The sequence below is a fragment of the Pseudoalteromonas rubra genome (assembly GCF_005887095.1).
GTDB lineage: Bacteria > Pseudomonadota > Gammaproteobacteria > Enterobacterales > Alteromonadaceae > Pseudoalteromonas > Pseudoalteromonas rubra_E.
The window spans coordinates 1-26,879 of sequence record NZ_PNCI01000046.1 but is presented as its reverse complement, the minus strand read 5'-3'; the positions used below and the strand labels follow the sequence as shown (position 1 = coordinate 26,879).

Genomic DNA, 26,879 nt, shown 5'->3' with positions numbered 1-26,879 from the left:
TATTTTTAAAGAACAGTGCGATAACTTGTCATCGCTGCGCTGTTAGCGCTGAGGGTTGTGCATTCTAATCACTTCCCACTTTATGTCAACACTCAGATTTAAAAGAAATTAAACTAAGTTTTATGTGACTCATCGTCATTTTGTTCAGCGTTATATTTGCTGTCCGCCGTGTCGATGGATGCGCATTATAGGGAGATTCGAATGCAGCGCAAGCGCTTTTTATGATTTTTTTGAATTAATTTTTTACCCAATATGTCCTCACAATTGTCACACAAGTTACCCACAAAAACCTGTGGGTAAAGCAATAATACTTAGAGTTGAAAGCCGTCATGTGCTAAATTACGCCACCTTATTTACCCGTTCTGCTATATCTATAATAAGGGTCGTAATCCAATGGCTGACTTTTTTAATACTATAAGCGGCTTGCTGTGGGGTCATATACTTATATACCTATTAATTGCAGCAGGTGTTTTCTTTACCCTCCGACTGGGTTTCATTCAGTTCACTCAATTCCCGTACATGATCAAAGTCATGGCAAACAGCCGAAGTGGCGCCAAAGACGGAATTTCTTCTTTTCAGGCTTTTTGTACCTCACTTGCCGCACGAGTTGGTACCGGTAATATGGCAGGCGTTGCCGTTGCGCTTTACCTGGGTGGACCCGGTGCTATTTTTTGGATGTGGCTCATCGCTCTCATTGGTATGGCGACCAGTTTTGCTGAAAGTGCACTGGCGCAGCTATATAAAACCAAAGACGATGAGGGCAACTTCCGAGGTGGCCCTGCTTATTATATGGAGTATGGCCTGAATAAACGTTGGATGGGTGTACTTTTTTCTTTATGTCTGATCCTGGCATTCGGCTTGGTGTTTAATGCCGTGCAGGCAAACTCGATTGCAGCAGCGTTTGAAGTGGCCTTTGATGTTCCCAAATATGTGATGGGCTTACTGCTGGTATGTGGCTCAGCCTTTATTATCTTTGGCGGTCTTAAAACCATTGCCCGCTTTGCGGAGCTGGCAGTCCCTTTCATGGCAATCGCCTATTTATTATTGGCAATCATTGTCTGTGCTATGAACGCCAGCCAGTTACCCGACGTTTTCATGCTGATCATCAACAGCGCATTTGGTTTTGAGCAAGCTGCAGGCGGAGCAGTAGGTTATGCCGTCATGCAGGCAATGATCCAGGGAATTAAACGTGGTCTATTCTCCAATGAAGCAGGCATGGGTAGTGCCGCAAATGCCGCAGCAAGTGCAACCCCGAACCCAAACCACCCTGCTTCACAAGGTTATGTTCAGATGCTGGGCGTATTTGTTGATACCATAGTGATATGTAGTGCCACCGCCGCACTTATTCTGCTGTCTAATCAACTCGTGCCAGAATCTGGTGTCACGGGTATTCAATTAACGCAGGCCGCACTGGTTGAACACGTGGGCGACTGGGGCGCAATTTTTGTGGCTATCGCCATTCTGTTCTTTGCCTTTACTTCTATTGTTGCAAACTATAGTTATGCAGAAACCAACCTGTTATTCCTCGAGCATAACCATCCTAAAGGCCTGTTTATATTCAGAGCCTGTGTATTGGCCATGGTCATGTTTGGTGCTGTAGGTGAGCTTGGCCTGATCTGGACACTTGCCGATATCTCAATGGGCCTGATGGCAATTGTAAACGTGGTTGCGCTGTTCATGTTGTCTGGCATTGTTATCTGGCTTGCCAAAGACTATCGCGCACAACTTAAGCAAGGTAAGACGCCCGTATTTGATCCCTCACAAAAGCCTGAGGTATTAAAAACCTTACCTAAAGGCATTTGGCACAAGTAATCTGAGGCCGGGGTAGCGTGCCGCACGCTGCCTCACTTCCCCCACGTGAATCCTATTGTGCAACAAATCTACACTCGAGCCCGTTCAGCACAAATAACATTCAGTCGAAACAATTACTTATTGCCTTTCATAAAAAAACCATTATAGTGAAGCCCAAGTCGGCATATAGCGCAGCTTGGTAGCGCACTGTCATGGGGTGTCAGGGGTCGCAGGTTCAAATCCTGCTATGCCGACCATTCTTTTCTCGCTCCAGTCAAATACTTATATTTCAGTATCTTCATCTTCAAAAGCTCTGTGCCACAACAACGCCACAACTAAAAGTAAAACCTGTTCTCTCATATATTTGTTTTCTTTAGGCATTATTGTCATTCGCAAGCATACTGTTATTGCTTAGTACAATTTTATCAACGGAGCAGACACGATCCTGAGATAAAGCAAACTGGATGCATTCAAAAACATGTCGCGCTGTCAGACTCATATGGTCTGTGTGCGAACGGGGCTGATCCCACTGCGCCTCATTGAGCGCAGATGGATTGTCGAAGTTGGGCGGATAATTACTGATCACTCTTATACCCTGCCCCATTAACCGATGCCGAAGCCGGTCTGCAAATGTGGACTGTGCAGCTTTTGCAGCGCTAAAAGCTTCACTGGCAACTGAGCGTGGGTTGTTTTCGAGACTGGCGGTGCTATTGATAAACAGAATGTCTGGTGAAGCTGAACGCTGTAAAAGTGGTAGGAATTTTTGCGTCATCAAAATACTGCCTGTCGCTGTAGAATTGATAGTTTCGACAATCTGCTCATCTGATACTTCTAATATTGAGCCAGACAACCAGAATGAAGCATTGTTGATCAAAATGTCGACTTCAGCAGTGCGTGCTTCAACTTCCTGTGCAAACAGCGCAATTTCATCAGGCTTAGTCACATCAACCTGAAACGGCGTGACTTTGGCACAAGGAACCGCTTCGATTACCTGCCGGGCTGTCGCTTTCGCTTTGGTAAGCGTTCTGGCCGACAGAAATAACTCAGCCCCTAGCCTGGCAAACAAAATAGACAGCGTCAGTCCAAAGTCTGGACTGGCTCCTGTAATCACAACTTTCTTGTTTTCGAAACGCATATTTAACTTTCCTGGTAAAATGGCTATTTGCTCCACGACACGGTTAGACTTAACCGATGTCAATCAAAATTAGGCCTCGAAGTCAGTTGCCTGTATTTTAAAGCTCTCAGACAAGCCATGTTTACCACACGCCAAGCCCATTTCCAATTTAGTTTACTTCACCCGGGAAAGTTTCCAGCGTATTCACACCCCCTGACCTTTGCTTTTTGTACAAAGGGAGTCCCTTTGAAACCCTTATGTTTAATTAATGTGCAAACAAACAGCTCTGGTGTTGCCTTTCCAATAAAAATCATTATAGTGGCAACCAAGTCGGCATATAGCGCAGCTTGGTAGCGCACTGTCATGGGGTGTCAGGGGTCGCAGGTTCAAATCCTGCTATGCCGACCATTCTTCTCCCCCTCTTTTCTACTCTTATTGTCACTTAGTCCTTCAGTATTTTCAGCAACGTCCATGTCGTTTCTCTTAATGTAACTCTCTAACATCAGACTCTTGATTCATTAATCTGACTGCTATACTTTTCATGGCGCTGCCCGATTTAGTGTCCAATCCCCGGTTCATCAGAATAATAAACCCATCTTTTTTGCTTGGATCAAAGTACATGGCTGCGAATACACCAGGATCCGAGCCCATATGTCCTATCAATCCCATGCTGTTGTCGCGCCAGAAGAAACGTTGACCTTTTGATACAGTTTCGGGTGCCTGGATCGATATCATTTGCTGAAATATCGCAGCTGACAGGAGTGGTTCGCCGGTTATGGTTTGGTTTTTTAACAGCTGGGTCAGAAACAGGCTGAGCTCTTTGATACTGGTGCGGACCCCACCATCAGGATACTGAGGGTTACCATAGTGAGGCTGTGACACAAACCGCTTGAATGCAATGGGCGGATTAAAGTACTCGTTAATCACATAATTCAATTTAGGTGATTCGAAATCACCACACACAGGTGTATAAGGAATGCAGGATTCCACTTCATAAGGCACTGCTATTTCTGCAAATGAGAGACCTTCTAATCGCCAGCGGGTTTTGTCCATTCCCAACGGTTTAAACAAATGATCCACACTGTACTGCGCCAGGCTTTCACCCGTGGTTGCCTCGACCAGATAACCCGCCAGAGCAGAAGCCAGGTTGCTATACTTGCGATGAGTGCCTGGTTGATGGTCCAGATAATAGGCCCCCTGCTCATACAGATGCCCCCCGGGTGTCAGTAATGACTTCAAGTGCGCTTCCAAGGTCGTTTCAGGATCCCGATTTGCCGTGAAGCTGTTTACATCGTAGTAATCTGCAATCCCGGAGGTATGGGTCACCAAATACCTGAGTGTAATCGTCTCATTCTCTAGTTTGGGGTTATCAACCTTAAACGGTAAATAATCGTTAATATCCCGGTCGAGCTCAAGCTTACCCTGCTCTACCAACTTAAGCAGCACCACGCCCATAATGGGTTTGCTGATTGAAGCGATATTAAACAAGGTGTCTTGTGTCACCGGCCTGTTTTGCGTCACATCCGCAAAGCCAAAGGTATGAAGTGTGGCTTCACCATTGTCAATTTTGGCGATCGCCAGCCCCGGAATAGCAGCTTCTTCCATAACGGCCTTGATGTATTCGCTAAACGTCTTCTTGTCCTGGCTGATGGCTTCTTGTTTTGGTAATAAAATCCAGAACACAGGCAGTAGTAAAACAGCGATAAACAGCTTTTTCAAAGATCTTCTCCAAATTAAAACACATACAGGAGCATAATACAGACCAAATTTTATATCATTGTATTTTAATAAGATTTTGAAATTGGAGTCACACGGGATTATGCATTTTGGTGGTTATGGCTAACTTTTAGCTAGTTTGGCACTCAATATGTATCAAACTTATGGCCACTACTATCCATGCTCTTACACACTCCTTAAACTTTGATCTATCATTAAAAGAACGGTCGTGCTATAAATATATGCAACATAGCAGTGAGTAGTGTATGAGCAAAGGCAAACAAACCCGCGATAACATTTTAAATGTGGCATTTACGCTGGCCAGTGAGAATGGTCTGGAAAGCCTGACGATTGGTGAGCTGGCCAAACAGTGCAGTATGTCTAAAAGCGGTTTGTTCGCACACTTTAACTCAAAAGAGAACTTGCAGGCGGCTGTTGTTGATTTTGCCAATGATATTTTTGTACAACGCGTTATTGTGCCTGCTCGTGCAGATAACTGCCGCAACTATGAAGAGAAGATAAAGGCGCTGTTACATCACTGGTTAAACTGGAATCAATCATTCCAGGGCAGCTGTATGTTCCTGGACGCCTGGCGAGAAAAATGTGCCGACGAATCTGCCGCTCAGCGGGTACTCAAGCAAGGCATTGAAAATTGGTTAACCTATTTGCAGATCCAGATAGGCAAAGGCGTTGAAAACAACGAGTTTCGGGCTGGTTTGGCACCAGAGCAAGCCACCTTTGAGTTATATGGCCTGTATTTGAGTGCCCACCTGTATCATTCAATGCATGGACAGGAAGAAAGCACACAGCGGTTCTGGCATGGCGTAGAGCGCCAGATACAGAGCTGGAAGTAGTTGTTTAAGCTTTCCAGTAGTTTAGACTAAACAGCATAAACCCCAGGCTGAACACCTTCAGCCTTTTTTTGAACACATTAATAGCACGACCGTTCGTTTTAAAGTTAACTGGCTATGGTGTTTTTCGTGGAGAAAGAGAAATGAGTGACAAGATTTACTTTAAATCAGACAGCAAATTTAACTTCAAAAAGCATATGCTTAATGTCATGACCCGTGCGCACCACAGAATAGCGCCTGGACATGCCGAAAAGACTGCAACTAAGCTACTGCTTACGCCGGTCAGGGCTAAGCCCAAGCATGCGGCACCAAATGAAATGGTTGAGGGCAGTATTTCTTCAAAAGAAGGCTTACTAAAAACCTATCAGATTGGTAGTGGGCCCGTTTGGGTGTTAACCCACGGCTGGTCTGGCAGTGCCAACCAGTTTTTCCCTCTAATGCAGCACATAGCTCAGCAAGGCTACACAGCACTGGCCTTTGACCATCCAGCCCATGGCAACAGTGAAGGTTCGGTCGGTCACCTACCGGCCTTTGTATACGGACTTGAAGCTGTACTCGACAGTACAGAGCATGTTGAAGGTGTTATCGCCCACAGTATGGGCTGCGCCGCTGCTATTGAATGTAAGCACCCAAAACTTGCCGACAAACCGCTGCTATTAATTGCACCCGTGCTGGATTATGTCAGCAATTTGTTTGGCAGCATTGAGCGTTCTGGTTATTCAATGCGGCTGTTTCGCTCCGTCGTCAGCAAGGTCGAAAATGAATACAACTACCCAATGACGTCTGTTGACCCGTTTGCAAAGCTAAAAAGCCGCTCCGCTCAGTGTATTATTGTGCACGACCAGAATGACCGGTTTGCGCAGTTTACCGTCTCTAAACAAGCCGCGACCGAAATGTCTAAGGTAAAGCTCATAGAAACACAGGGGCTTGGGCATGGCCGTATCTTGCAAAGCGATCAAGCAAAAGAAGCGTTTGAGGAATTGGTAACGCCTTAGACAATACCTGCCCTGCAAATATGTTGCTAACATATGTGCAGGGCTAAAGTTCGGTTTTCAAAGCAAGGTGATACACTGGCCCAACGCTATGAACACTAAACTGTCAGGCGCAGAAAGTGACATCACCTCACTTAAATATCGAAGTACTGGCCACGATACTTTCTATCTCGCTTTTCAGCACGTCAGAAGTATCCTCCATGTGAGAAGCGTATATTTCCAAAAGCATCTCGTTCGATAAAAATATATGAGTGATCCTTGTTGGCATTGGCTCCCCTTTGCCGTTAAGGGGCGTCAATTGATAACTGTACGCCTTGCGCCCGCCTACATTAGTGGGGCCGTGCTCAATGTTTTCGTCTAATTGTGACCAGGTTACTGCGGTCCTTTGGAAGTAATCGTCCTGCTCATTCATAAAAACAGCAGGTACTGTCGTAAGGTGATAACGCACCCCGATATTTCTATCTTCTGAAGCTCTAATAAAAATATCTGCAGCTCTGATATCTATGGCAGCAGTATCCAGTTCCCACCCTCTGCGGGGGTAACAAAAACCGAACCTTAGCTGCGAAACATAGTGACTTTGATACCCATCAGCACACCCCACAATAGGTGACTCGCAATTCTTACTGAACAGTGAATTTGAGAGAGTTAACACTACGATAAACGCAGCGATACCGCCGGATGCGCTAAATGTAAATGGATGCCTGGATATAAAAGGTAACGGAACACTGCCCCTCGCAGCAACGGCTCCACCTAAAAAAGTGATAGAAAGTGCTACCCCAAAAGCTATGACAACCACAACTAAAAAACGGCTATCACAGGGCACTTCTAAGCCAAAGACCGACATGACTATCAATAGCATGAAAAAGAGCAGGGTAAGACCACCAAACACAGCTCCAGCAATAACCACCCAGTTAGGCACTTGCCTTGTCATAATTATTATTCCTTCTCTTTTTAATTTTTGCGCAATGTCGTCTCTGAGAGACTTGTGAAAAGATATCCCATCTACTTAGTATTTGTATCAAACTTTAGCCATTGAACTCAAATAAGACGACGCAATTATGTACAATTAAAGTGCGCAAAATAGTAGTTAAAGCAGTATCCGCTTTTATTGAATCGCAACAAAATAACCTTAAACACCCGGTTGATAATGGGTCCATACAAGAAAATTGCGTCAACTCTGCCTGGATGGAATGCAAGACATTAAAATAACGACAGATATTGTTATAAGTTTTTGATATACGATTCAAAGTTAAGAGAATTAGCCAACTGGCATAGCCCTGTAGGAGAACATTCCGGTTTGCTTATACCTAAATGAAATGCATGAAGGGCAAATAGATAAGATCTGACTGGACTCCTTGTTAAAACATAAAGCCCGACTAAGCCGGGCTAAGCAGCATTATCAACAAATATATGCGGTTGGGCAAAATACAGGCGCTGTGTAACATGCGCCATAGTCTTTACTGTAGGCACTTGCCCCACCCGCAATCTCATTCGTTTGCTGTGCGTTTAGGTTTTTACCTGTACTTAGCGTTTTTAATTTAACCTTTTTAAGTTTCATGTTGTTTCCTGTTGTATTTCTTACAATGATTATTCGACAAATGATGAGACACTCTGCTGTGCTCATCCGTTAAACAATGTGTTGAAATTAGCAACAAAAAACAAGGTGTTTTAGCCACTTTCTCAGTGCGCGTTTTTAGGTACTTGTTTTTTAAGTTGTTTACTATATTGAAATTTTATCAAGGAAACAGAAATGACAGCGCTGTATTTTTGTACTAAGTACGAGCCGTAAAAGATGACACGACATCACACTCTGATATTGATGCATTAGCCAATCTGCGACTCAAATGCTCAAAAAACTGGTAATGCCCATACATAATTTCACCTACCTCATGTCATGGTGTTCGGAATTAGGAACTTTTAGCTTCAGTGACACACATAGAGTGACCCCATATACTGAACAAGCTTTTAAGTAGATTTTCCACTAATAGGAAGAGACCGATTTTTTTGATGATAAACTATTAGTTAGTTTACCAACGCCCTGCCCTGAACCTTTTAATATTTGTGCATGCAAACCCGCACTCGCCCTCTTCCGTTTACTCCCAACCCATCACTATGAGACAATAGCGTAACGACTTAGATTTCCAGACTTTTGAGTTTGTACAAGCCTAAGCAGTATGCGCATTTATATACACACTGATTGAGTGCGTTACACGCAGTGATACACACTTAGGTTTAAAAACAGCAAACTCTGAATAGCAACCTGCAGCACTGAATAAGAATAACAGGTTGATAGAAATAGGATTTATAGCCTGATGGCGACACAAGAATTAACTGATAATATCCCGACAATCTACTGGCACGATTATGAAACCTGGGGGGCCAGCCCGCAGAAGGACCGGCCGAGTCAGTTTGCCGGGATCCGTACCGACCTGGACCTGAATATTATAGGGGAGCCGCTGATTGAGTATTGTCGCCCGGCGGCGGATTATTTGCCTCAGCCAGAGGCCTGTCTGGTGACTGGGATCACGCCGCAGCATGCGCTTAAGCATGGTTTACCGGAAAGTGAGTTTATGGCCAAGATCCATCGTGAATTCAGTAAACCCAATACCTGTGTGGCCGGTTATAACAGCATTCGTTTTGATGACGAAGTGACCCGCTACAGTCTGTATCGCAACTTTTATGACCCCTATGAACGCGAGTGGCAAAATGGCAATAGTCGCTGGGATATCATTGATTTAGTGCGTGCCTGTTATGCGCTTCGCCCTGAAGGCATTGTGTGGCCAGAAAAAGAAGATGGCACCCCAAGCTTTCGCTTGGAAGACCTCACCAAAGCGAACGGCATTGAGCACGCCGATGCCCACGATGCGCTGAGCGATGTAACGGCAACCATTGCGCTGGCCAAGCTGATTAAAGACAAACAGCCTAAACTGTATCAGTTTTTCTTCTCGCTGCGCGGTAAAAAAGCACTCGCGGACCTGATTGATGTGTTTAACATGCAGCCACTGGTGCATACCTCTTCGCGTATTCCGGCCACTCAGGGTTGCACCAGCTGGATTGCGCCAATGAGCTTTCACCCGGTGAACAAAAATGCCGTGGTGTGTTTCAACCTGACCAATGACCCGCAGGTGCTGCTGGACCTGTCGGTAGAAGAACTCCGTGCGCGCTTATACACTAAACACAGTGATTTGGGCGAAGATGAGCTACCGGTTGGCCTGAAACTGGTTCACCTGAACAAATGTCCGATATTAGCACCTGCAAAAACTTTGTTGCCAGAGAACGCTGCCCGCCTGGGGATTGATCGTGAACAGTGCCTGGCACATCTTAAAATTCTGAAGTCTCACCCGGAGCTGCGCGACAAGGTGGCTGAGGTGTTTAACGATCAGGGCGATTTCAGCGACACAACTAACCCGGATTATCAGCTTTATAATGGCTTTATCAGTAAAGCCGACAAAGCCAAGCTGGCCATTGTACGCGAAGCGCCGCCGCACGAATTAGGCTCACTCAACCTGGAGTTTGAAGATCCTAAATTCCATACCCTGCTGTTTCGCTATCGTGCCCGAAACTGGCCTGAAAGCCTCTCTGCCAGTGAACTGGAACAGTGGCGTAAATACTGTCAGAACAAACTCATGCATGGCGAAGACAACCCGTCTATCAATGCGCAGGACTTTATGATCACGCTGGAAAATCTGGTGTATGAACATGAAGGCAATGAAAAGAATCTGGCTGTGTTAAAGGCGCTATATCATTACGCGCAGAGCCTTTAATTTGGCATCATAAACAGGCGGTGACAGCCTCACCGCCCGCTTCTGTTACAAGCTTTCCTGATAGACCTTGAGCGCCTGCTCCAGATCAGCAATCAAATCTTCCACATCTTCCAGACCTATGTGCAAGCGGATCACCGGACCATGCTGCCAGCCCGTTGTTGTACGCAGAGGAGCCATGCTGGCATTCGCCGTTACCAGGCTTTCAAAACCGCCCCATGAAAAGCCCATCTTAAAGTGGTGTAAGCTGTCGAGGAAACGGTTAATGGCTTTGCGGTGCCCCTGTTTCATCACCACAGAGAACAAACCATTGCTGCCGCTAAAGTCGCGTTTAAAAAACTCATGTCCCGGGCAGCTTTTCAGTGCAGGGTGTCTCACGTGATCAACCAGAGGGTGACCGGCCAGCCAGTTGGCAACCTGAAGTGCCGACTTTTCGTGTTGCTGCAAGCGTACCGGCATGGTCCGCAAACCACGTAATGCCAGGTAAGCGTCGTCTGCTGAGGTACACTGGCCAAGCAGATAAGAGTTTTCGCGCAGGGTTGGCCACAGCGTCTCGTTAGCCACGGCAACGCCCATCATGACATCGGAGTGACCGACTATGTATTTTGTAGCAGCCTGAATGCTGATATCCACGCCATGCTCCAGCGGGCGATAATGCCAGCCGTTGCCATAGGTGTTATCCAGCATAGTGATCAGGCCCTTTGCCTTAGCCACTTTGACCAGGCTCGGCACGTCCTGCACTTCCATAGTGATAGAACCAGGAGATTCCAGGAACAACACTTTGGTGTTGTCCTGAATGAGTGATTCGATATCAGCGCCAATCAGCGGATCATAATAGGTAGTTGTGATCCCCAATCCAGCCAGGATCTTGTCACAAAAATCACGGGTTGGCTCGTAGGCAGTATCTACCATCAACAGATGATCGCCGGTTTTCAGAAACGACAACAGGGCCTGTGAAATGGCGGCGGCACCAGACGGATATAACGCACAACCGGCGCCATTTTCAAGCTCCATAATGGCGTCTTGCAATGCAAAATGGGTGTTAGTGCCACGACGACCGTAAAACAAAGTGCGTTTACCACGCTCAGAGATCGCCTCTTGCATATCGGCAACGGAGTCAAAAACAACGGTTGATGCCCGTTGTACCACAGGGTTAACCACGCCTTTGGTGTACTGGGATTTGCGGCCTACAGCCACCAATTTAGTATTCTTCTTCATAGTGTGCTCAATTTTGGACTAAATGCATCATTGCTGACGCCAGTATTCAACCAGATATCTGGAGATAGAGTCTTTGCGGGTGAGTTTATATCCGGGCACATCGTCTCCCCACTCGGCAAATCCGTTGAGATCCGCTCGGGAAAACCATTGTGCATGCTCCAGCTCATCCTGCTCAACAAAAATGTCGGTGCTTTTTGCAGTTGCTATAAAGCCTAGCATAATAGACGACGGAAATGGCCAGGGTTGCGAGGTAAGGTAGCTTACCTGGTCAACCTCAACCCCGGCTTCTTCTTTAACTTCGCGGATCACGGCCCGCTCCAGTGTTTCACCGGGGTCAACAAACCCCGCCAGAGTTGAATACACACCTTCGGGCCATTGCGCTTGTCGACCAAGCAGGCAGCGCTCAACACCATCTGCAAAGGTATGCGTTACCAGCATAATCACAGCGGGATCCGTGCGCGGGAACGTCATATGACGACATTCTTTATCGTTACACAAACGCGCGTGTCCGGCTTCCACAGGGCGATTTGGACTACCACAACGCCCACAGAAACGATGCGTTTTATGCCAGTAACACAGCCCGCGAGCCAGCACGCCTACCGATGCCAATTCGGCATCAAGCTTTGGGCCAATGGTGCGCATGTCTTCAAAATGGAAAGTCTGCTCAAACGTGTGCTCGTCAAAGCTGACATCAATACAGCCCTGAAGTAACTCTTGTTCAACTTCGCTAACATCCAACGCAAAGTAGCTATAAGTGTCGTCAATGCCTAAAAACACGGCTTCGGCGCGGTCAAGTGTGTCAACCTGTGACTGAGACAACAAAGCCAGCTCGCGTTCGCTGCTGACAATCAAATTTTTGTTATTCCATACCAGCAACCAGCGGCTTTTTTCACCGTATTGGCCAAGTAACCAGTTAGGGTCTTTTCGTTCAGCAGAGGCCCTGTCCAGGTTCATTTGCGTGTAATGCAGCACGACGTTCATCCTTTTGTTGTTCTTTGACGACACGCTAACATAGCTGGCCCGAATGCCAATAGCTTTGCGGCAAAAAAAAAGCCCTTACGGGCTTGAACTACAGTGTGATAACACACTACAGAGAGGCAAGATATTCCTGAAGCTTTTGGTTCTCAGCTTCAATATGCTTGTAGAATTCAATGTCTTTCAGTTTGCTGGCAGCCCCTTCATCGAGCACAATCACGGCGTGGCGGTGCATTTGTAAGGCTGATGCTGGACAAGCGGCGGTCAGAGGACCTTCAATCATGGCATGTACCGCATCGGCTTTGTTTTCACCGGTTGCCAGTAAGACCACTTTACGTGCATCTAAGATCGTACCGATCCCCATGGTGATCGACAGGTGTGGCTGGTACTCGTCCGCTGCAAAAAAGCGAGCGTTATCGTCGATGGTAGCTTTGGTCAGGGTTTTAACCCGAGTACGCGATGTCAGTCCTGACGATGGCTCGTTAAAGCCAATATGACCATTGCGACCTATGCCCAGAAGCTGAACATCGATGCCACCGGCTGCGCTGATCTGCGCTTCATATTCTTTACAGGCTTCGATTGGGTTTTTGGCATCTCCTGGCGGGACATGCGTATTATCTTTGTTAATGTCTATGTGGTTGAATAGCTGCTCGTTCATGAAATAACGATAGCTTTGCGGGTGATCGCCATTCAGGCCCAAGTATTCATCCAGATTAAACGTTTTGGCTTTGCTAAAGCTTACTGTGCCCGCCTGGTTGCGACGGATCAGTTCCTGATACAAAGCAACTGGCGTTGATCCTGTCGCCAGTCCTAAAACAGAGCCTGCGTTACGTGTTAACTGCTGAGTAAAAATATCGGCACCATATGCTGCAACTTCAGCTGCGTTTTTAAGAATGACTATTTGCATAATGTAAGGCTCAAGGTTGTGAACAAACAGGAAAAATGGGATCTGAACCTTGCTCTGCGTGCAATCAAAACAAGGTCAGATCAAAACCTAACTGGGATACACTGTTTAGGTTATTACCATTATGACAACGCTGTCATTATTGGGGAAAAAAACGCGCTTGTAAAGTAAAAGTGATAAAAAAATGTACTTTTTTTATAGCCAAAATAAAAATGACCTGCTGAGCAGGTCATTTTTCAAAGTGTTAACAGATGCCAGATACGACACTGAGGTCTGCTTGGCTATACGCTAACAATAATCTTACGTTTGTACATCCAGTGTAAGACCAGCAGCTGAACCGCCAGCAGAGCACACACACTGAGCAGCGCCTGCCAATGTTCAGGGACCGCAATGATGATGCCACCAAACACACTGCGGCTGATAAAGGGCCAGTCGACCAAGCTCGATGCCAGATAAATAATAATGGAATTGGCACCGATGATCACAAAGGGGTAAGCCAGCTTCTGACCATTAAGTATATCTACCAGAGTAAAGAAAATAGCCAGGAAAATGGCACTCCAGCCAACAGTGACCAGCACAAAAGAGCTGGTCCACAGCTCTTTATTCACCGGGAATTGCAGGTCCCATAACCAGCCCAATGCCAGGCTGATCATACCGGCAACAAACAGACGCCCTGCGACCTGCCACTGACCCAGTTTATCCGACTGCGCAATCAGCTGTCCGGCAAAGACGCCGGCAATGGCGTTCACAATAGCCGGAAAGCTAGACAAAATACCCTCCGGGTCAACCGGGCGATTCTGATAAGTAATTCCTGGCAGCAATGCCTGATCTATCCAGGCATTCCAGCTGCCAGCCGGTGTGAGCTCCCCTGCACTGCCCCCAGGCACGGGAATAAAACACAACAACACCCAGTATGCGAGCAAGATACCAACCCCTGTGAGCGCCGTTGTCCTCAGGCTACAGTGCCACACCAGCATAGCGCAAAAAAACCAGGCAATGGCAATGCGCCCAAGTACACTGGCATAGCGGATCTCGCCCAAGTCAGCGGGAATACCTGTGCCCCAGCCATGGTTATACAGCACACCAAACAGACACAGCAAACCCAGGCGTTTAATCGCCTTGATATAAATAGGCTTGCGCTCTTCCAATGGCAAGTGATCGATGCGCTTGGGTCGTAAGCCCATCGCCACCCCTGACAAAAAGATAAACAAGGGGAAAATCAAGTCGTAAAAGGTAAAGCCGTGCCAGGCACTGTGAAGCGTCTGAGCTTCAAAAATCTTCCACCCCTGCCAGCCGGTCAGAACAAACAACGCGGCAAATATGGACTGACCACCCAGGATCCAAAACATGTCCATGCCACGTAAGGCATCGAGCGACGCCAGTCTTTTCTTATTATTTGACATAATTACTACCTATAGAAACAAAAAATCCCCGCTAAACAACAGCGGGGTTTTTTACCCAGGGAAAATTAAATGCGATTTCCGTTAATGAAAGTCTGTAATACATGAAGGTCACTATCGAGCAGCACAAAGTCAGCATCGGCACCGTCGATCAGACGCCCCTTGTCAGGCAGTCCAAGGTACTGTGCCGGATATAACGAAGCCATTCTTAGTGCTTCGGACAATGTCACATCGAGTGTGTTCACACTGTTGCGTACTGCACTTGCCATATCCAGGACACTGCCCGCCAACTCGCCCGTCGTCGAATTTAGACGATCACCGGTGCGGATCACTTTACGGCCATCAAAGAAATCAAATTCCTGATCATCCGTGCCAACTGGCGGCATCGCATCAGTTACCAGCATGATTTTGCCACGTTGCTTAGCGCGAATCGCCAGCTTGGCCGAGGCTGGATGCACATGATGTCCATCGACTATCAGACCACACCAGGCGTTGTCATCCCACAACGCCGCTCCCACAACCCCAGGCTCACGAGAGGTATAGGCAGACATGGCATTAAATAAATGCGTAAATCCGTCCGCACCAACTTCCAGTGCGGCCATGGTGGTTTCAAAATCTGCATTAGAATGGCCGATAGACACTTTCACACCCAGTTCAATAAGACGCTTGATGTCACTCAGTGGCACAGTTTCAGGGGCCAGGGTCACCATTTTAATCCCTATGTCTTCACGGGCATAAATAGCGAACTCTCGCTCAGAAATTGGACGAATAAATTGTTCGCTGTGGGTGCCCTTCTTTGGGTGTGACAAATGCGGACCTTCAAAATGAACCCCGGCAACACCTGGCTCTTTGCGCGCAATTGCCTGAGCAATGGCATCCGCGGCTTGCTCCATGACCGCGACTTGATCTGTGATAAGCGTTGGCATCAGTGCCGTCGATCCAAACTTAGCATGGGCTGTGACTATGGTCGTCAGGCAAGACAATGAGGGATCGGCATTCAAAAAGCCACCACCGCCACCATTAACCTGGACATCAATAAAGCCTGGTGCGGTTATGCCCTCAAGTCGCGTAACTTCACTGCCCGCGGGATGAGATTCAAAATGAAGCTTGCCATTATCGACAACAAACTCAACTTCGTTTTTAAATTGTGTGCCGTCAAACAAGCGGCTGGCTAAAAATCTGTTCATGAATTATACCAAGAGTTCCGATTGACGTTGAGTGCTCTGCATTGCGAAGTAAATCGCCCCCATCTCAGGTGGCTGCTTAGGCAGTTCAACCCGTTTTGCAATTTCCGGGTCCAGCCACTGACTTAACGGCTCGGATAACCCCCCAATCATTGATAATCTGGGTGGATTGTTTTCCAGTAGCTTGTGGGCAAGTCGGCTGACATAATCAGCCCCGGTTTTCACAATATCCAGCGCCAGCTGGTCATCGGCTTTCGCGGCATCCAATACATAACGAGCCAGCTTTGCGTAGCTGCTGGAAGGCTGTCCCGCCATTTGCTCGGCAATACCCATTGCAGTATTGGTGTTGAAATGCTGTAAAAAGACCTGAGACAAGGCTGTTTTTGGCCCAAGGCCGTCCAAATCCAGTAACACGGCTTTGACTGCTTCAAGTCCCATCCAGGAACCGCTGCCAACATCACCCTGAGCAAACCCGTGCCCACCATAGTTAGCACTTTTCCCATCCACCAGCACAAACCCGCATGAGCCCGTACCTGTGATGATCACCGCACCATCTTCTCCTTCGTGTGCACCAATACAGGCGGTATGGAGATCCGTTGTCAGGAACATTTGCTTGAACGGGTGATCCCAGCGCATAATTTTGTCATATAAGCTCGGTAAGTTTACACCTGCAAGGCCCAAACCTGCATTGAGTTCGTGAACCTGCTCTACCCTGAGTCCTGCATCCTGCAAAGCTAACTGAGTCGAGACCATGATAGACTCTAAGGTTCTTTCGAATCCATGCAAGGGATTCGCAGGACCACCAAGACCAGTGCCTAGTACGCCATGTATTGCAGAGTATATGGTGGCACGACATTTCGTCCCTCCACCATCGATACCTATATATAACTGGTCATGTTCAACCTGTTTAGCCATCATGTAACGACCCCTAAAAGTTGTGGTTGGTGCCTCCTCATTCAAAGGCTACCGGTATTCAGTCATGTTGATTTGATGTTACACAACAAATGACAGCGTTGTCATTAAGTTTTTTATTATTTTTTCGCAGTGTGAAAAATTTTAATATTGCATACTTTTGCTTAATTGTCAGAAAAATTTTTGCAAGGAACTGAATATTGTCCTTTTTCTGCATTTAGGTGGTGGATTTAGTCGACACCGTTTGCAAACACGAAGATTGTCACATTTAATGACAAAAAACGGCGCTTTCGCGCCGTTTTTAAAACCAATTCTCTACATTAATTCAATATAGAAACCAGACAGGTGGATATTATTTTACACCCAGCTCTCTCAAACGCTCTTGCAGATAACTGTCAGCAGTGTAACGCTCAGACAAGACCACATCAGGACGAGGGTGCAGGAACAGCGGCAGTGAGATGCGTGACTTATCACTGGCCTTACCGGTTGGGTTAATCACACGGTGAATGGTAGATGGGAAGTACCCGCCCGACGCTTCTTGTAACATGTCACCAATGTTAATGATCAAATTACCAAAGTCACATGGCACATCTAACCAGCTGCCGTCTTGTCTTTGTACTTGCAAGCCTGGCTCATTTGCCGCAGGCAGGACAGTCAACAGGTTGATATCGCCATGTGCTGCTGCACGGATAGCACCCGGCTCTTCATCACCTGTCATCGGTGGATAGTGCAAAACACGTAGTAGTGTTTGTTCAGATTCTTTGATCATGTCTTTCAGATCAATAGAGAATTTAGCACGCACGTCTTCCGGAGCTTCAGCCTGAACCCAGCTTAACAGCTCTGCCGCAAACTCATTGGCCAGACGATAGTACTCACGAATTTCTGCATCAAGTTGTGCAGGCACACGACCTTTTGGATAAACGTGGAAGTACTCTTTGATGTCTTTAATTGTGAAGCCTTTCGCAACTTCAGAAACATCCGGCGGAAAGTAACCGTCTTGCGTTTCTTTATTGAATAAAAACGCGTGCTTTTCTTCTGAGTTAAAGAATTCTTGCCAGTTTTTATAGATAGACTCAACCAGTTCCTGAGGAATTGGGTGGTTTTTTAGTACACCAAAGCCCGTTGAGCGCAGAGATTCAACAAATTGTTTCGCCGCGTCAGGCGCTTGATAGTCAACTGTAGGTAGCTGTTGCATAATGGTTCCACCGATATTTTAACGTGACTTAAATTCAAGAAATTAACTGCAACTCGAACATTGAAAATTAACTTTTTGAATTAAGATAAAATCTTGCTCGCGAGCTTAGAGAAATCCACCGCCGCAGATAAGGACTTATGTCCGCCTCCCCTGCCAATAATCACCGAGATTGACTCAGATCAAATCGGCTCCACAGGCAAAGATATCTGCCACTCCAGCCCGTGCTGACGGTCGTGTACCTGGTACCTACCATTTAAGGCATTCACAATCAAATTAGCCGCCACAGAAGCACTTAATCCGACATGCCCCGTGTTACCTCTTTTTGTTGTCACGAATGGCTTCAACATGTCTTCTTCTGAGATCCCATCCAGCCCCAGACCATTGTCCAGGTAGCTGACAATTAATTGTGTATCCTCTATACCGAGGCCAATACGCACCTCCAACTTCCCTTCCTGTCGGCCATGAGACAGTGAGTTCGCAATCAAGGTATCTATCACTGAGGCCAACAGACCTCCGTCAAACAGAGCGGCCCCCTCATGATGAACGATAATTTCTATGCTGACCGGTTTATTCAACCAGGCACACTGCACTTTCTCAGCAAACTCAAGCAAGCTCACTCGGGTGGGCGACACCGGACACTCTACCCGGGCAATTTGCTTTACCATAGACACGAATTTAGCCACCCGGGTTAAGTTTCGCTCACTTAAAGACAGGCTTGTATCACACTCTGCCAGCTTATCCGTAATCTCATCAAGGCTTACCTCGCCCTCTTTCAAACTACTTACCAGCTTATAAATGGTGTCTGAACAATGGCTAACCGCTGTTATAGCCGTGCCTAATGGCGTATTGATTTCGTGCGCTACGCCAATCACCATTTCGTTCATTACCTGAGAAAGCTGCTGTTTTACCGCACTCTTTTGTGCATCAAGCAGCTTAATCTGTGTATCCACTCTGGCTAATATCTCTGCAGGAATAAAAGGCTTGGTGATATAGTCATTACCGCCGGCATGAAGCGCTTCGACTATCCAGTCTGTGTCGCTGTGTGCACTGACAAAAATCACCGGAATATGGCTGGTATGCTTTTCTGCCTTCAGCAACTTACACAGTTCGATCCCGGATGTTCCTGGCATTTTGATATCGGTGATCACCAGCTCAGGCGGTTTGCGATGAATAATATTCAGCGCGACCTCTGCATTGATCGCGGCAAGTACCGTATGTCCTTGCTGACGCAGGATCAGTTGAAGCATATGCAGGTTTTCTGCAACATCATCAACCACCAAAATGTCTGCCATTCCTTTTATCCTCATAAGTTACTTTTTGCACTTTCAGTAAGCATAGCTTGAGAAATGACCGCGCGCGACTATGGTTACTATGTTAGTAAACTCAACAGTGTGGCGTGTATATGGGTGTAAAATTGAGAGTGAATATTGTCTTTGCAGTGATACTGTCGATATTAGTTATTTCTGCGTTACTACTCTTTTTAAGTTATACCAAACTCGAACCGACCAACAAAAAGTTAGATAACCTAAACACGTTAGCTAATGTCTCTTATGAGCTTAAGGAACAAGCACGGCATCACGCTGTACAGCTTACTCTGTACTTGAGCAATCCACAGCCAAACCAGCTTGAATCGCTGCGTGATTATAGTGAGTCGGCATTGACATTCGCACGGGGTGCACAGTCAGGCACGCAATCGACACAAGAGGAAACGCAAAAACCGGTTGAACTGGTCCACACCCTGGCCAGCTTGCCAATAGAATCCTCAGCAACACAACTTACCGCATTGTATGGTGAGCTCAGGCAACTTTATACGCAAACCTTTGCTGAGCTGGCACAGCCTCAACCAAGCGCTTCTGCGGCCCCTTTTAATCTGGCAAACTATCACAGCACCTTGCAGCATATCACGACACAAATCGACCAGTTGAATTCAATATTCTCCCAGCAAAGTGCACAACTATATAAAGAAAAAGACAGGCAGTACATGCGCCTGAATCAACTTGCGATATGGGGAGTTGTATTGATTGGACTGGCTACTTTGCTGGGTGCTTGGTGGTGTAATTTCCGCCTTTTCGATCCACTTAAACGGTTATACCAGTCACTGCACGACGCTAACCAGAGCGGCAATGCTCAGCTGCGCTTGCCAGAACAATTAGGAGAAGAGCTAAGTAGCCTGGCCAATGTGGTGGGTCAGATCTACGACAAGCTTCACAACCGAGTGGAAATCGCCAAACTGCGCGAAATGTTTAATCAGGGGATCCGCCACAGCCGCGACCCGGATGAACTGCGACGCTTCGCACTGGAATTTTTTGCGACTTACTACGCAGCCCCCAGTGTGGCAATTTGTGATACCAGCGACAAAGTACTAACCCCTTTACAGACTATAGGCTGCCCCCCCTGTCTGGATAACCTGAGTATTCAGTTCACTCAGCTGTGTCGGACTCTGACCCGGCAAAGCCTAGTCTCCGGCGATGGCGCTTTTGACCTAAAAACAGGTGCCGTCGCCATTTCTATTAAAAGTGCTGCTTTGTACCCTTTGATTGTTAATAATCAACTGAAAGGCGCGCTATATATTGCCAGTATCGATAAGTTCGACAGCGAGCAACAGAGCAGTGTTCAGCAATTATGTGAAGATCTTGCGATTCAGATTCAGTTATGTGAAAACGCGCAGCAGCAGCTCGCTGCAGAAACTGCCCTGTCTCAGCACCTGGAGATGACATTGCATATCCTGAATGCCATTCCCAACCCGACTTACTACCGAGATACCCGGGGCACCTTTTTGGGCGTAAACCGGGCTTTTCTTGATTTTCTGGACCTGTTTGAGGCCGAGGTGACCGGCATGCGGATCCAGGACGTATTTGATGTCTATACAACAGGCTATCTGGAGCAAAAATCTAATTACACCATAGAGCAGCAAACACAGCATCAGTTCGAGTTAACTCTGAAGAATGGCCAACAGGAATCCAGAGAGTTAATAGTACATGAGGCCCCTTTCTTTGACGGTTATAAGGAAGTTGGTGGTGTGGTTGGGACCTTTTTAGACATGACAGAGCGAAACGAGCTCGAGCGTAATATGCTTGCAGCCAAAGAGCTGGCCGACAAAAACGCCAAAGTTAAAAGCGAATTTCTCGCTAACATGAGTCACGAAATTCGCTCTCCCATGAATGCCATCATTGGCATGGCTCACCTTGCACTGAATACGCAGCTCACGACAAAACAACGTAATTATGTTGAAAAGATAGACAACGCCGCCAAACAGCTTCTAAAACTGCTGAACGATATTCTCGACTTCTCTAAGATCGAAGCAGGCAAAGTTGAAATTGAGTCCACCCACTTCCACCTTGATAAAGTGCTGGATAACGTAGCGACAATCGTCGGCCTCAAAGCCGAAGAAAAACAGCTCGAGCTGATATTTGATGTCCACCCGGATGTAGCGAATGATTATATTGGCGATCCACTGAGGATCGGCCAGGTATTGATCAACCTTGCAGGTAATGCCGTTAAGTTCACAGAGCAAGGGCAAGTGACCATCGAAATCAGCTATCAAAGTGAAGACGAGCAAAGTGCCAAATTACTCTTTTGTGTCATTGATACGGGAATTGGGCTGAGCAGCGAACAACAAACCAAACTCTTTCAGTCGTTTTCACAAGCTGACACCTCTATTACGCGTAAATACGGTGGCACCGGCCTGGGTCTGACTATTTCGCAACACCTGGTGAAACTGATGGGCGGCGAAATTTTTGTAGAAAGCGAGCCAGGCAAAGGCTCAACCTTTTATTTTTCGCTACCTCTGCCTTTTGCCACCACTACCCGTCTGGTTAGCCAGCCCTCTGAACATTTTAAAGACAAAATAGCGTTAATTGTGGACGACAATGCGCTGGCAAGAGAAGTCATGGCCGCCATGCTGAAAAAGTTTGGCATCGCCTCTAAGCTGTTCTCATCCGGTGATGCCTGTATTGAATACGTACAAAATCAGCAACCCCATTTTGATATTGCCTTTGTTGACTGGCATATGCCACAAAAAGACGGCATTGATACCATTATGGAATTACATCGTCTTTCTTCTTCAAGACAATATGTCCTGGTCACCGCCTATGGCCGTGAGCTTGGACTGAAAGACGATCAAAAGCATATGATCTCCAGTATTTTACTGAAGCCTATCAACCCATCAAGCGTGTTCGATTGCCTGCAAGCCTGTCTGGCACCGCAGCCGCAGCAAGTTACTGCCTCCAGTGCCACCAAAGACTCCAGATTGTCCGGACTGACTATCCTGGTAGCCGAAGATCAACCCGTTAATCAGGAGATTGCTTTTGAAATTTTGACGTTTCATGGCGCCGATGTGGCTGTTGCCAACAATGGTCAGGAAGCACTTGAGGCCGTACAAAAAACTGCATTTGATTTGGTGCTGATGGACATGCAGATGCCGGTTATGGATGGGCTTAAGGCAACCCGTGCAATTCGCAAAAAATCCGAACTCAGCCAACCACCTATACTCGCGATGACGGCCAATGCCATGCAGGCTGATATACAGACTTGTCTGAGTGCCGGTATGAATGGCCACATAGCCAAACCTATCGATGTTGAAAACATGGTTGAAACCATACTGGCTCATGCTAAACAATGTGAGGCCGAAGAAGGTGTTCAAAAAGCAGTGCCACTTGAGTCTGACGAGCTGGAAGCACCAAGTGTAGAGGCCAAGACTTTCACACTTGAGGGGATTGATATCGAGGCTGGTATCAACCGGGCTGCTGGCAACCGGGCCGTGTACTTTTCGCTGCTTGAAAAATTTGTTAAGCAACAGATAGAGGAGCTCATCAACCTTAAACAGGCCATCACCATAGGTAACACAGAGCTTGCAGAGCACATACTCCATGCCCTGAAAGGCGCAAGTGCGAACTTATCTATGACACACCTGACGAGCCAATGTGCTGTACTTGAGTCTCAACTTCAGGACAATAGCTTAGACGGAACACAGATTGATAATTTGCTGGAGTACATCAGGCACTGCCATGAGCAGGTGTCGAATTATGTAAACTTATACACAGCAGAGGCAGAAAAGTGCCATTCAGATAAGAGCTCTGATGCACCGTCTGAGCAGTCTGACGAAATCCTGATAACTCTTGCGAAAGCGCTGCAGGACTATGACGCAACTGCCACTGAGCTTATCGCATCAATGCATACTGACGCGCATTTGCCTGAAGCAGTGTTGGATGAACTTAATGATTTGATTGCTCGGTATGAGTTTGAAAAAGCACACGCGCTGTTGCTGCCTTACGTACCACAACTTGCTTAAACCAGAATAAACCAGAGCTCAAAAAGCTGAGTACGAGGCAGCATAGCCAGCCTTTAGTAAGCCTGGCTACACTGCGTTAAAGGTAAGATTAGTCGTTATAACCCAAGGTCAGCCATAAAGTCGTCATCTGCAACGTCTTCCGCTGATGTCTCTGCTTTTTTTGCAGACTCAGCTTTTTTGGTTCTCTGGCTGGCAATGATGTCATCCGGGTCCACGGCTTCGGTGATGTCGTAATCGTGCAGCTTGATAAACTCGGTTTTATCCATTGCCAGTTCAAGATAGAAAATGTTCTGACCCTGAGTGGTAAAGGTGACACGGCGCGCCTGTGGTCTGTCCATTGTCGTATCCACCGAGATCTGAACCTGTTTGTTAATGGCCATCATTTTGGGCTGGTTCTGCGTGATAGAGGTTTGAAGCTGCTCACGCACTTTGCTGGTGAAATCACCAACGATTTGGTTCATCAGCTCACCCATCACATTGGATACGTCATCCGACAAGTGGCTTTGCGCGATTTCGTTTTCCGGCATGCCCATAGAACGCATATAGTCCTGATAAACTTCCATTGCAGCCTGTGCGGTGAAGTTGGTGACAACCAGACCGGTAAAACCACCGTCAAACAGAACAAAACAACCAATGTCTGGACGCATACAGGTACGGGTGATCTTCTGTACCATTGCCGAGTAGGCAATCTGATTGCCACTGGCCGAGGATAAAACCTCAGTCACCGAGTGACATAATGTGGATAGGATATCTTCTGTGCTGATCACTTTATTTTTCGCCATGTTGGTTCTCTAACTTACTTCTTATTGTTAATACTAGCCAAGCTACTCAATTTATCACTGACTATCTAGTATAAAATGCTAAAATAGCATGATTATTTTTTTGTAAGACAAATTGGACTAGCAGTGTGACGGGCAAAGACAGTATATATGCCACAGAGCAAGAAGTCAGAGACTTCACCTTCGACGCAAACGTTGTAGAAGTATTTCCGGACATGATCCAGCGCTCGGTGCCGGGTTATGCCACCATAGTCAGTACCATGGGTAAACTGGCCGGGCAATACGCGCAGAGCAATTCAAACCTGTATGATCTGGGCTGTTCACTGGGGGCGGTCACCCTTAGTATGCGCCGTAATATCGACAAAGAAAATTGCCGCATTATTGCCGTAGACAACTCCCAGCCTATGGTCGAGCGCTGCCAGATGCATCTGAAAGGCTTCAAATCAGACGTACCGGTAGACGTACAACTGGGCGACATTAACGAGTTAGAGATAAGCAACGCCAGCGTCGTTGCCATGAACTTTACTTTGCAGTTTATCCCCCAGGCACAAAGAGCCGCTGTGCTTGAAAAAATTTACCAGGGGCTGAAACCCGGCGGCGTATTGCTGCTTTCGGAGAAGATCAAAGGTGAAAACGACATCAAAGATAATTTGTTGATTGACCTGCACCACGATTTCAAACGACACAATGGCTATTCAGAGCTGGAGATCAGCCAAAAGCGCACTGCCATTGAAAACGTAATGCGCACCGACAGCCTCAGCACCCATAAAAACCGCCTGGAGCAGATAGGATTTGCCCATACCCAGGTGTGGTATCAGTGCTTTAACTTCTGCTCCCTGGTAGCGATTAAATAAGAGAAAGACTATGAATTCCTGGTTTACCGATTTTTATGCCGCTATTGCGAAAAGCCCCCTCAGTCATTGGCTGGAAACACTGCCGGCACAACTGTCTCACTGGCAAAAAGAAGCCCAGCACGGTGACTGGTCACAATGGGAAAAGGTACTCAAAAACCTCCCTGATCTGCCAGCCGATCAAGTCGACATTGAGAACAAAGTGTCCTTTACCCGTCAGGAGCCACTTTCTGAGGGACATCAGAAGCAACTGACACATCTGTTTAAACGCATGATGCCCTGGCGCAAAGGCCCGTTCCATATTCATGGTATCGACATTGACACCGAATGGCGCAGCGACTGGAAATGGGATCGTTTGTTACCACATATCAGCGATTTACATGGTTGCAGCGTGCTCGACATCGGCTGTGGTTCTGGCTATCACCTGTGGCGCATGCGCGGTGCGGGGGCTGAGTTTGTCGTGGGGATCGATCCCTCTGACCTATTCCTGAGTCAGTTTCAGGCCATCAAGCACTTTAATCCGGATCCGAATGTCCATCTGTTACCTCTGGGTGTGGAGCAACTCCCGGATTTGAAAGCCTTTGATACCGTTTTCTCTATGGGGGTGCTGTATCACCGTCGCTCCCCCATCGACTTCCTGGCTCAGCTAAAAGCGCAGTTACGCCCGGGCGGTGAGTTAGTGCTCGAAACTCTGGTTATTGAAGGTGATGTAAACACGGTGCTTGTACCGACAGATCGCTATGCCAAAATGCGTAACGTCTGGTTTATTCCGAGCTGTGACGCGCTAGCGCTGTGGCTACAACGCGTGGGCTTTAAAGACATCAAGGTGGTAGATAAAGACATCACTTCTTTGGATGAACAAAGACGCACCGAATGGATGCAGACCGAATCTCTGGCCGACTTTTTGGATCCGAACGATCCCAGTAAGACGATTGAGGGCTACCCCGCTCCGCTTAGAGCAATTATTGTCGCAAAAGCCTAATAATACCAATTTCACTTAATACATGCTCAATTTGAAGGAGCAAATAGAACGCTAACTGTGTTAAAAATTTTTCATTTAGAGCAACTAAATAGCAAAATTTTTGCCTCGTTATCGACCCTATTTTCTCGCCTAAAAATAGAGCTCTTAATTAAGCAAATTGGTATGCTCAAACACAAAAAAGCCAGCATCTAAGCTGGCTTTTTCTGTTTATGTGGGCAGTAAATTAGCCCAACAGCTCAGCTAGTTGCTGGCTTACCGCTTCAACAGCCTGAGTACCATCCAGTTTGTGGTACTGAGTATTGCCTGCATCCGCTTCTGACTGATAGTAGCTTACCAGAGGTTTAGTCTGGTCGTGGTAAATGCCAAGGCGCTTGCGTACTGTTTCTTCCGTATCATCGGCACGAATGATCAAGTCTTCACCAGTCTGGTCGTCTTTACCTTCTACTTTAGGCGGGTTGTACACAACGTGATAAACACGGCCAGAAGCCGGGTGTACGCGACGACCGCTCATACGCTCAACGATGATTTCGTCAGCAACGTCGAACTCGATAACGTGATCAACGGCAATGCCGTTTTCTTTCATTGCATCTGCCTGAGGGATAGTACGCGGGAAACCGTCTAACAGGAAACCATTCGCACAGTCTTCTTTTGCAACGCGCTCTTTTACCAGACCAATGATGATGTCATCAGATACAAGCTGTCCTGCATCCATCACTTTTTTGGCTTCCAGACCCAGTGGCGTGCCTTCGCTGATAGCAGCACGTAGCATGTCGCCCGTTGAAATTTGTGGAATACCGTACTTTTCCATTAGAAATTGAGCTTGAGTGCCTTTACCTGCACCCGGCGCGCCTAGCAAAATAATGCGCATAGTGTGTTCCTCGTATGTGAGTTATACCAATTTCACTTAATACCTGTTCAATTTGAAGGAGCAAATAGGACGCTCACGGCGTTAAAGATTTCTCAT

General features: G+C 46.9%; 21 protein-coding genes and 2 tRNA genes. 9 read left to right on the top strand and 14 right to left on the bottom strand.

Going from position 1 to position 26,879, the window contains the following annotated elements:
- Positions 1 to 393 precede the first annotated feature (393 nt).
- Together CWB99_RS18940 and CWB99_RS18935 are read left to right on the top strand one after the other, a co-directional pair.
- Positions 394 to 1,812 (top strand): alanine/glycine:cation symporter family protein, encoded by a 1,419-nt coding sequence (locus CWB99_RS18940; RefSeq protein WP_138552037.1) that lies wholly within the window; start codon positions 394 to 396, stop codon positions 1,810 to 1,812.
- 159 nt (positions 1,813 to 1,971) lie between these two features.
- Positions 1,972 to 2,048: transfer RNA gene (locus CWB99_RS18935), tRNA-Pro, on the top strand.
- 116 nt (positions 2,049 to 2,164) lie between these two features.
- Here CWB99_RS18935 and CWB99_RS18930 read toward each other — a convergent pair.
- On the bottom strand, positions 2,165 to 2,926 hold the full coding sequence (locus CWB99_RS18930; RefSeq protein ID WP_138552038.1) for an SDR family NAD(P)-dependent oxidoreductase: 762 nt from the start codon (positions 2,924 to 2,926) through the stop codon (positions 2,165 to 2,167).
- A 310-nt stretch (positions 2,927 to 3,236) separates the two neighbouring features.
- On the opposite strand from CWB99_RS18930, the gene CWB99_RS18925 reads away from it, so the two are divergent.
- A tRNA-Pro gene (locus CWB99_RS18925) sits at positions 3,237 to 3,313 on the top strand.
- Positions 3,314 to 3,388: 75 nt separating this feature from the next.
- On the opposite strand, the gene CWB99_RS18920 is transcribed toward CWB99_RS18925, so the two are convergent.
- The gene (locus CWB99_RS18920; protein WP_138552039.1) at positions 3,389 to 4,624 is read right to left on the bottom strand and encodes a serine hydrolase domain-containing protein; all 1,236 of its coding nucleotides are present in this window, start codon (positions 4,622 to 4,624) and stop codon (positions 3,389 to 3,391) included.
- A gap of 263 nt (positions 4,625 to 4,887) precedes the next feature.
- Here CWB99_RS18920 and CWB99_RS18915 point away from each other — a divergent pair, with 263 nt between their 5' ends.
- Entirely contained in the window at positions 4,888 to 5,475 is a 588-nt protein-coding gene (locus tag CWB99_RS18915) for a TetR/AcrR family transcriptional regulator (protein WP_138552040.1), read from the top strand.
- A 140-nt stretch (positions 5,476 to 5,615) separates the two neighbouring features.
- Positions 5,616 to 6,467, top strand: coding sequence for an alpha/beta hydrolase (locus CWB99_RS18910; RefSeq protein WP_138552041.1), 852 nt, complete (start codon positions 5,616 to 5,618; stop codon positions 6,465 to 6,467).
- Between the two features lie 127 nt (positions 6,468 to 6,594).
- Here CWB99_RS18910 and CWB99_RS18905 read toward each other — a convergent pair whose 3' ends face one another.
- Positions 6,595 to 7,395 carry a hypothetical protein gene (locus CWB99_RS18905; RefSeq protein ID WP_138552042.1) on the bottom strand — a complete coding sequence of 267 codons (801 nt, stop codon included), beginning with the start codon at positions 7,393 to 7,395 and terminating at the stop codon, positions 6,595 to 6,597.
- A gap of 468 nt (positions 7,396 to 7,863) precedes the next feature.
- Complete coding sequence (locus tag CWB99_RS24180) at positions 7,864 to 8,022, bottom strand: hypothetical protein (protein ID WP_160317350.1); 159 nt, start codon at positions 8,020 to 8,022, stop codon at positions 7,864 to 7,866.
- A 754-nt stretch (positions 8,023 to 8,776) separates the two neighbouring features.
- Between CWB99_RS24180 and sbcB the strand changes: the two genes are divergently transcribed.
- Entirely contained in the window at positions 8,777 to 10,228 is a 1,452-nt protein-coding gene (gene sbcB / locus CWB99_RS18900; protein WP_138552043.1) for an exodeoxyribonuclease I, read from the top strand.
- Positions 10,229 to 10,273: 45 nt separating this feature from the next.
- Here sbcB and CWB99_RS18895 read toward each other — a convergent pair whose 3' ends face one another.
- From CWB99_RS18895 to CWB99_RS18860, 8 genes are all read right to left on the bottom strand, one after another.
- Positions 10,274 to 11,443: a cystathionine beta-lyase gene (locus CWB99_RS18895; protein ID WP_138552044.1), complete on the bottom strand. Its 1,170-nt coding sequence runs from the start codon at positions 11,441 to 11,443 to the stop codon at positions 10,274 to 10,276.
- Between the two features lie 27 nt (positions 11,444 to 11,470).
- Positions 11,471 to 12,415 (bottom strand): NAD(+) diphosphatase, encoded by a 945-nt coding sequence (gene nudC / locus CWB99_RS18890; RefSeq protein ID WP_171045396.1) that lies wholly within the window; start codon positions 12,413 to 12,415, stop codon positions 11,471 to 11,473.
- Positions 12,416 to 12,530: 115 nt separating this feature from the next.
- The gene (nagB, locus tag CWB99_RS18885) at positions 12,531 to 13,325 is read right to left on the bottom strand and encodes a glucosamine-6-phosphate deaminase (protein WP_138546699.1); all 795 of its coding nucleotides are present in this window, start codon (positions 13,323 to 13,325) and stop codon (positions 12,531 to 12,533) included.
- A gap of 278 nt (positions 13,326 to 13,603) precedes the next feature.
- Positions 13,604 to 14,725: a transmembrane glucosamine N-acetyltransferase NagX gene (gene nagX, locus CWB99_RS18880; protein ID WP_171045395.1), complete on the bottom strand. Its 1,122-nt coding sequence runs from the start codon at positions 14,723 to 14,725 to the stop codon at positions 13,604 to 13,606.
- 65 nt (positions 14,726 to 14,790) lie between these two features.
- Positions 14,791 to 15,909 carry an N-acetylglucosamine-6-phosphate deacetylase gene (nagA, locus tag CWB99_RS18875; protein ID WP_138552046.1) on the bottom strand — a complete coding sequence of 373 codons (1,119 nt, stop codon included), beginning with the start codon at positions 15,907 to 15,909 and terminating at the stop codon, positions 14,791 to 14,793.
- A gap of 3 nt (positions 15,910 to 15,912) precedes the next feature.
- A complete protein-coding gene (gene nagK, locus CWB99_RS18870) occupies positions 15,913 to 16,824 on the bottom strand; it encodes an N-acetylglucosamine kinase (protein ID WP_138552047.1) in 912 nt (303 codons plus the stop codon).
- Between the two features lie 346 nt (positions 16,825 to 17,170).
- Positions 17,171 to 18,013 (bottom strand): isopenicillin N synthase family dioxygenase, encoded by an 843-nt coding sequence (locus tag CWB99_RS18865; protein ID WP_138552048.1) that lies wholly within the window; start codon positions 18,011 to 18,013, stop codon positions 17,171 to 17,173.
- 179 nt (positions 18,014 to 18,192) lie between these two features.
- On the bottom strand, positions 18,193 to 19,305 hold the full coding sequence (locus CWB99_RS18860) for a response regulator (protein WP_171045394.1): 1,113 nt from the start codon (positions 19,303 to 19,305) through the stop codon (positions 18,193 to 18,195).
- A 110-nt stretch (positions 19,306 to 19,415) separates the two neighbouring features.
- On the opposite strand from CWB99_RS18860, the gene CWB99_RS18855 reads away from it, so the two are divergent.
- Positions 19,416 to 23,303, top strand: coding sequence for a PAS domain-containing hybrid sensor histidine kinase/response regulator (locus tag CWB99_RS18855; protein WP_138552050.1), 3,888 nt, complete (start codon positions 19,416 to 19,418; stop codon positions 23,301 to 23,303).
- A gap of 95 nt (positions 23,304 to 23,398) precedes the next feature.
- Here CWB99_RS18855 and CWB99_RS18850 read toward each other — a convergent pair whose 3' ends face one another.
- On the bottom strand, positions 23,399 to 24,085 hold the full coding sequence (locus tag CWB99_RS18850) for a DUF3334 family protein (protein WP_138552051.1): 687 nt from the start codon (positions 24,083 to 24,085) through the stop codon (positions 23,399 to 23,401).
- A 125-nt stretch (positions 24,086 to 24,210) separates the two neighbouring features.
- Here CWB99_RS18850 and cmoA point away from each other — a divergent pair, with 125 nt between their 5' ends.
- The gene (cmoA, locus tag CWB99_RS18845; RefSeq protein ID WP_138552052.1) at positions 24,211 to 24,936 is read left to right on the top strand and encodes a carboxy-S-adenosyl-L-methionine synthase CmoA; all 726 of its coding nucleotides are present in this window, start codon (positions 24,211 to 24,213) and stop codon (positions 24,934 to 24,936) included.
- 10 nt (positions 24,937 to 24,946) lie between these two features.
- Positions 24,947 to 25,915: a tRNA 5-methoxyuridine(34)/uridine 5-oxyacetic acid(34) synthase CmoB gene (cmoB, locus tag CWB99_RS18840; RefSeq protein WP_138552053.1), complete on the top strand. Its 969-nt coding sequence runs from the start codon at positions 24,947 to 24,949 to the stop codon at positions 25,913 to 25,915.
- Positions 25,916 to 26,138: 223 nt separating this feature from the next.
- Here cmoB and adk read toward each other — a convergent pair whose 3' ends face one another.
- Positions 26,139 to 26,783 carry an adenylate kinase gene (adk, locus tag CWB99_RS18835; protein ID WP_010385354.1) on the bottom strand — a complete coding sequence of 215 codons (645 nt, stop codon included), beginning with the start codon at positions 26,781 to 26,783 and terminating at the stop codon, positions 26,139 to 26,141.
- Positions 26,784 to 26,879: the final 96 nt, after the last annotated feature.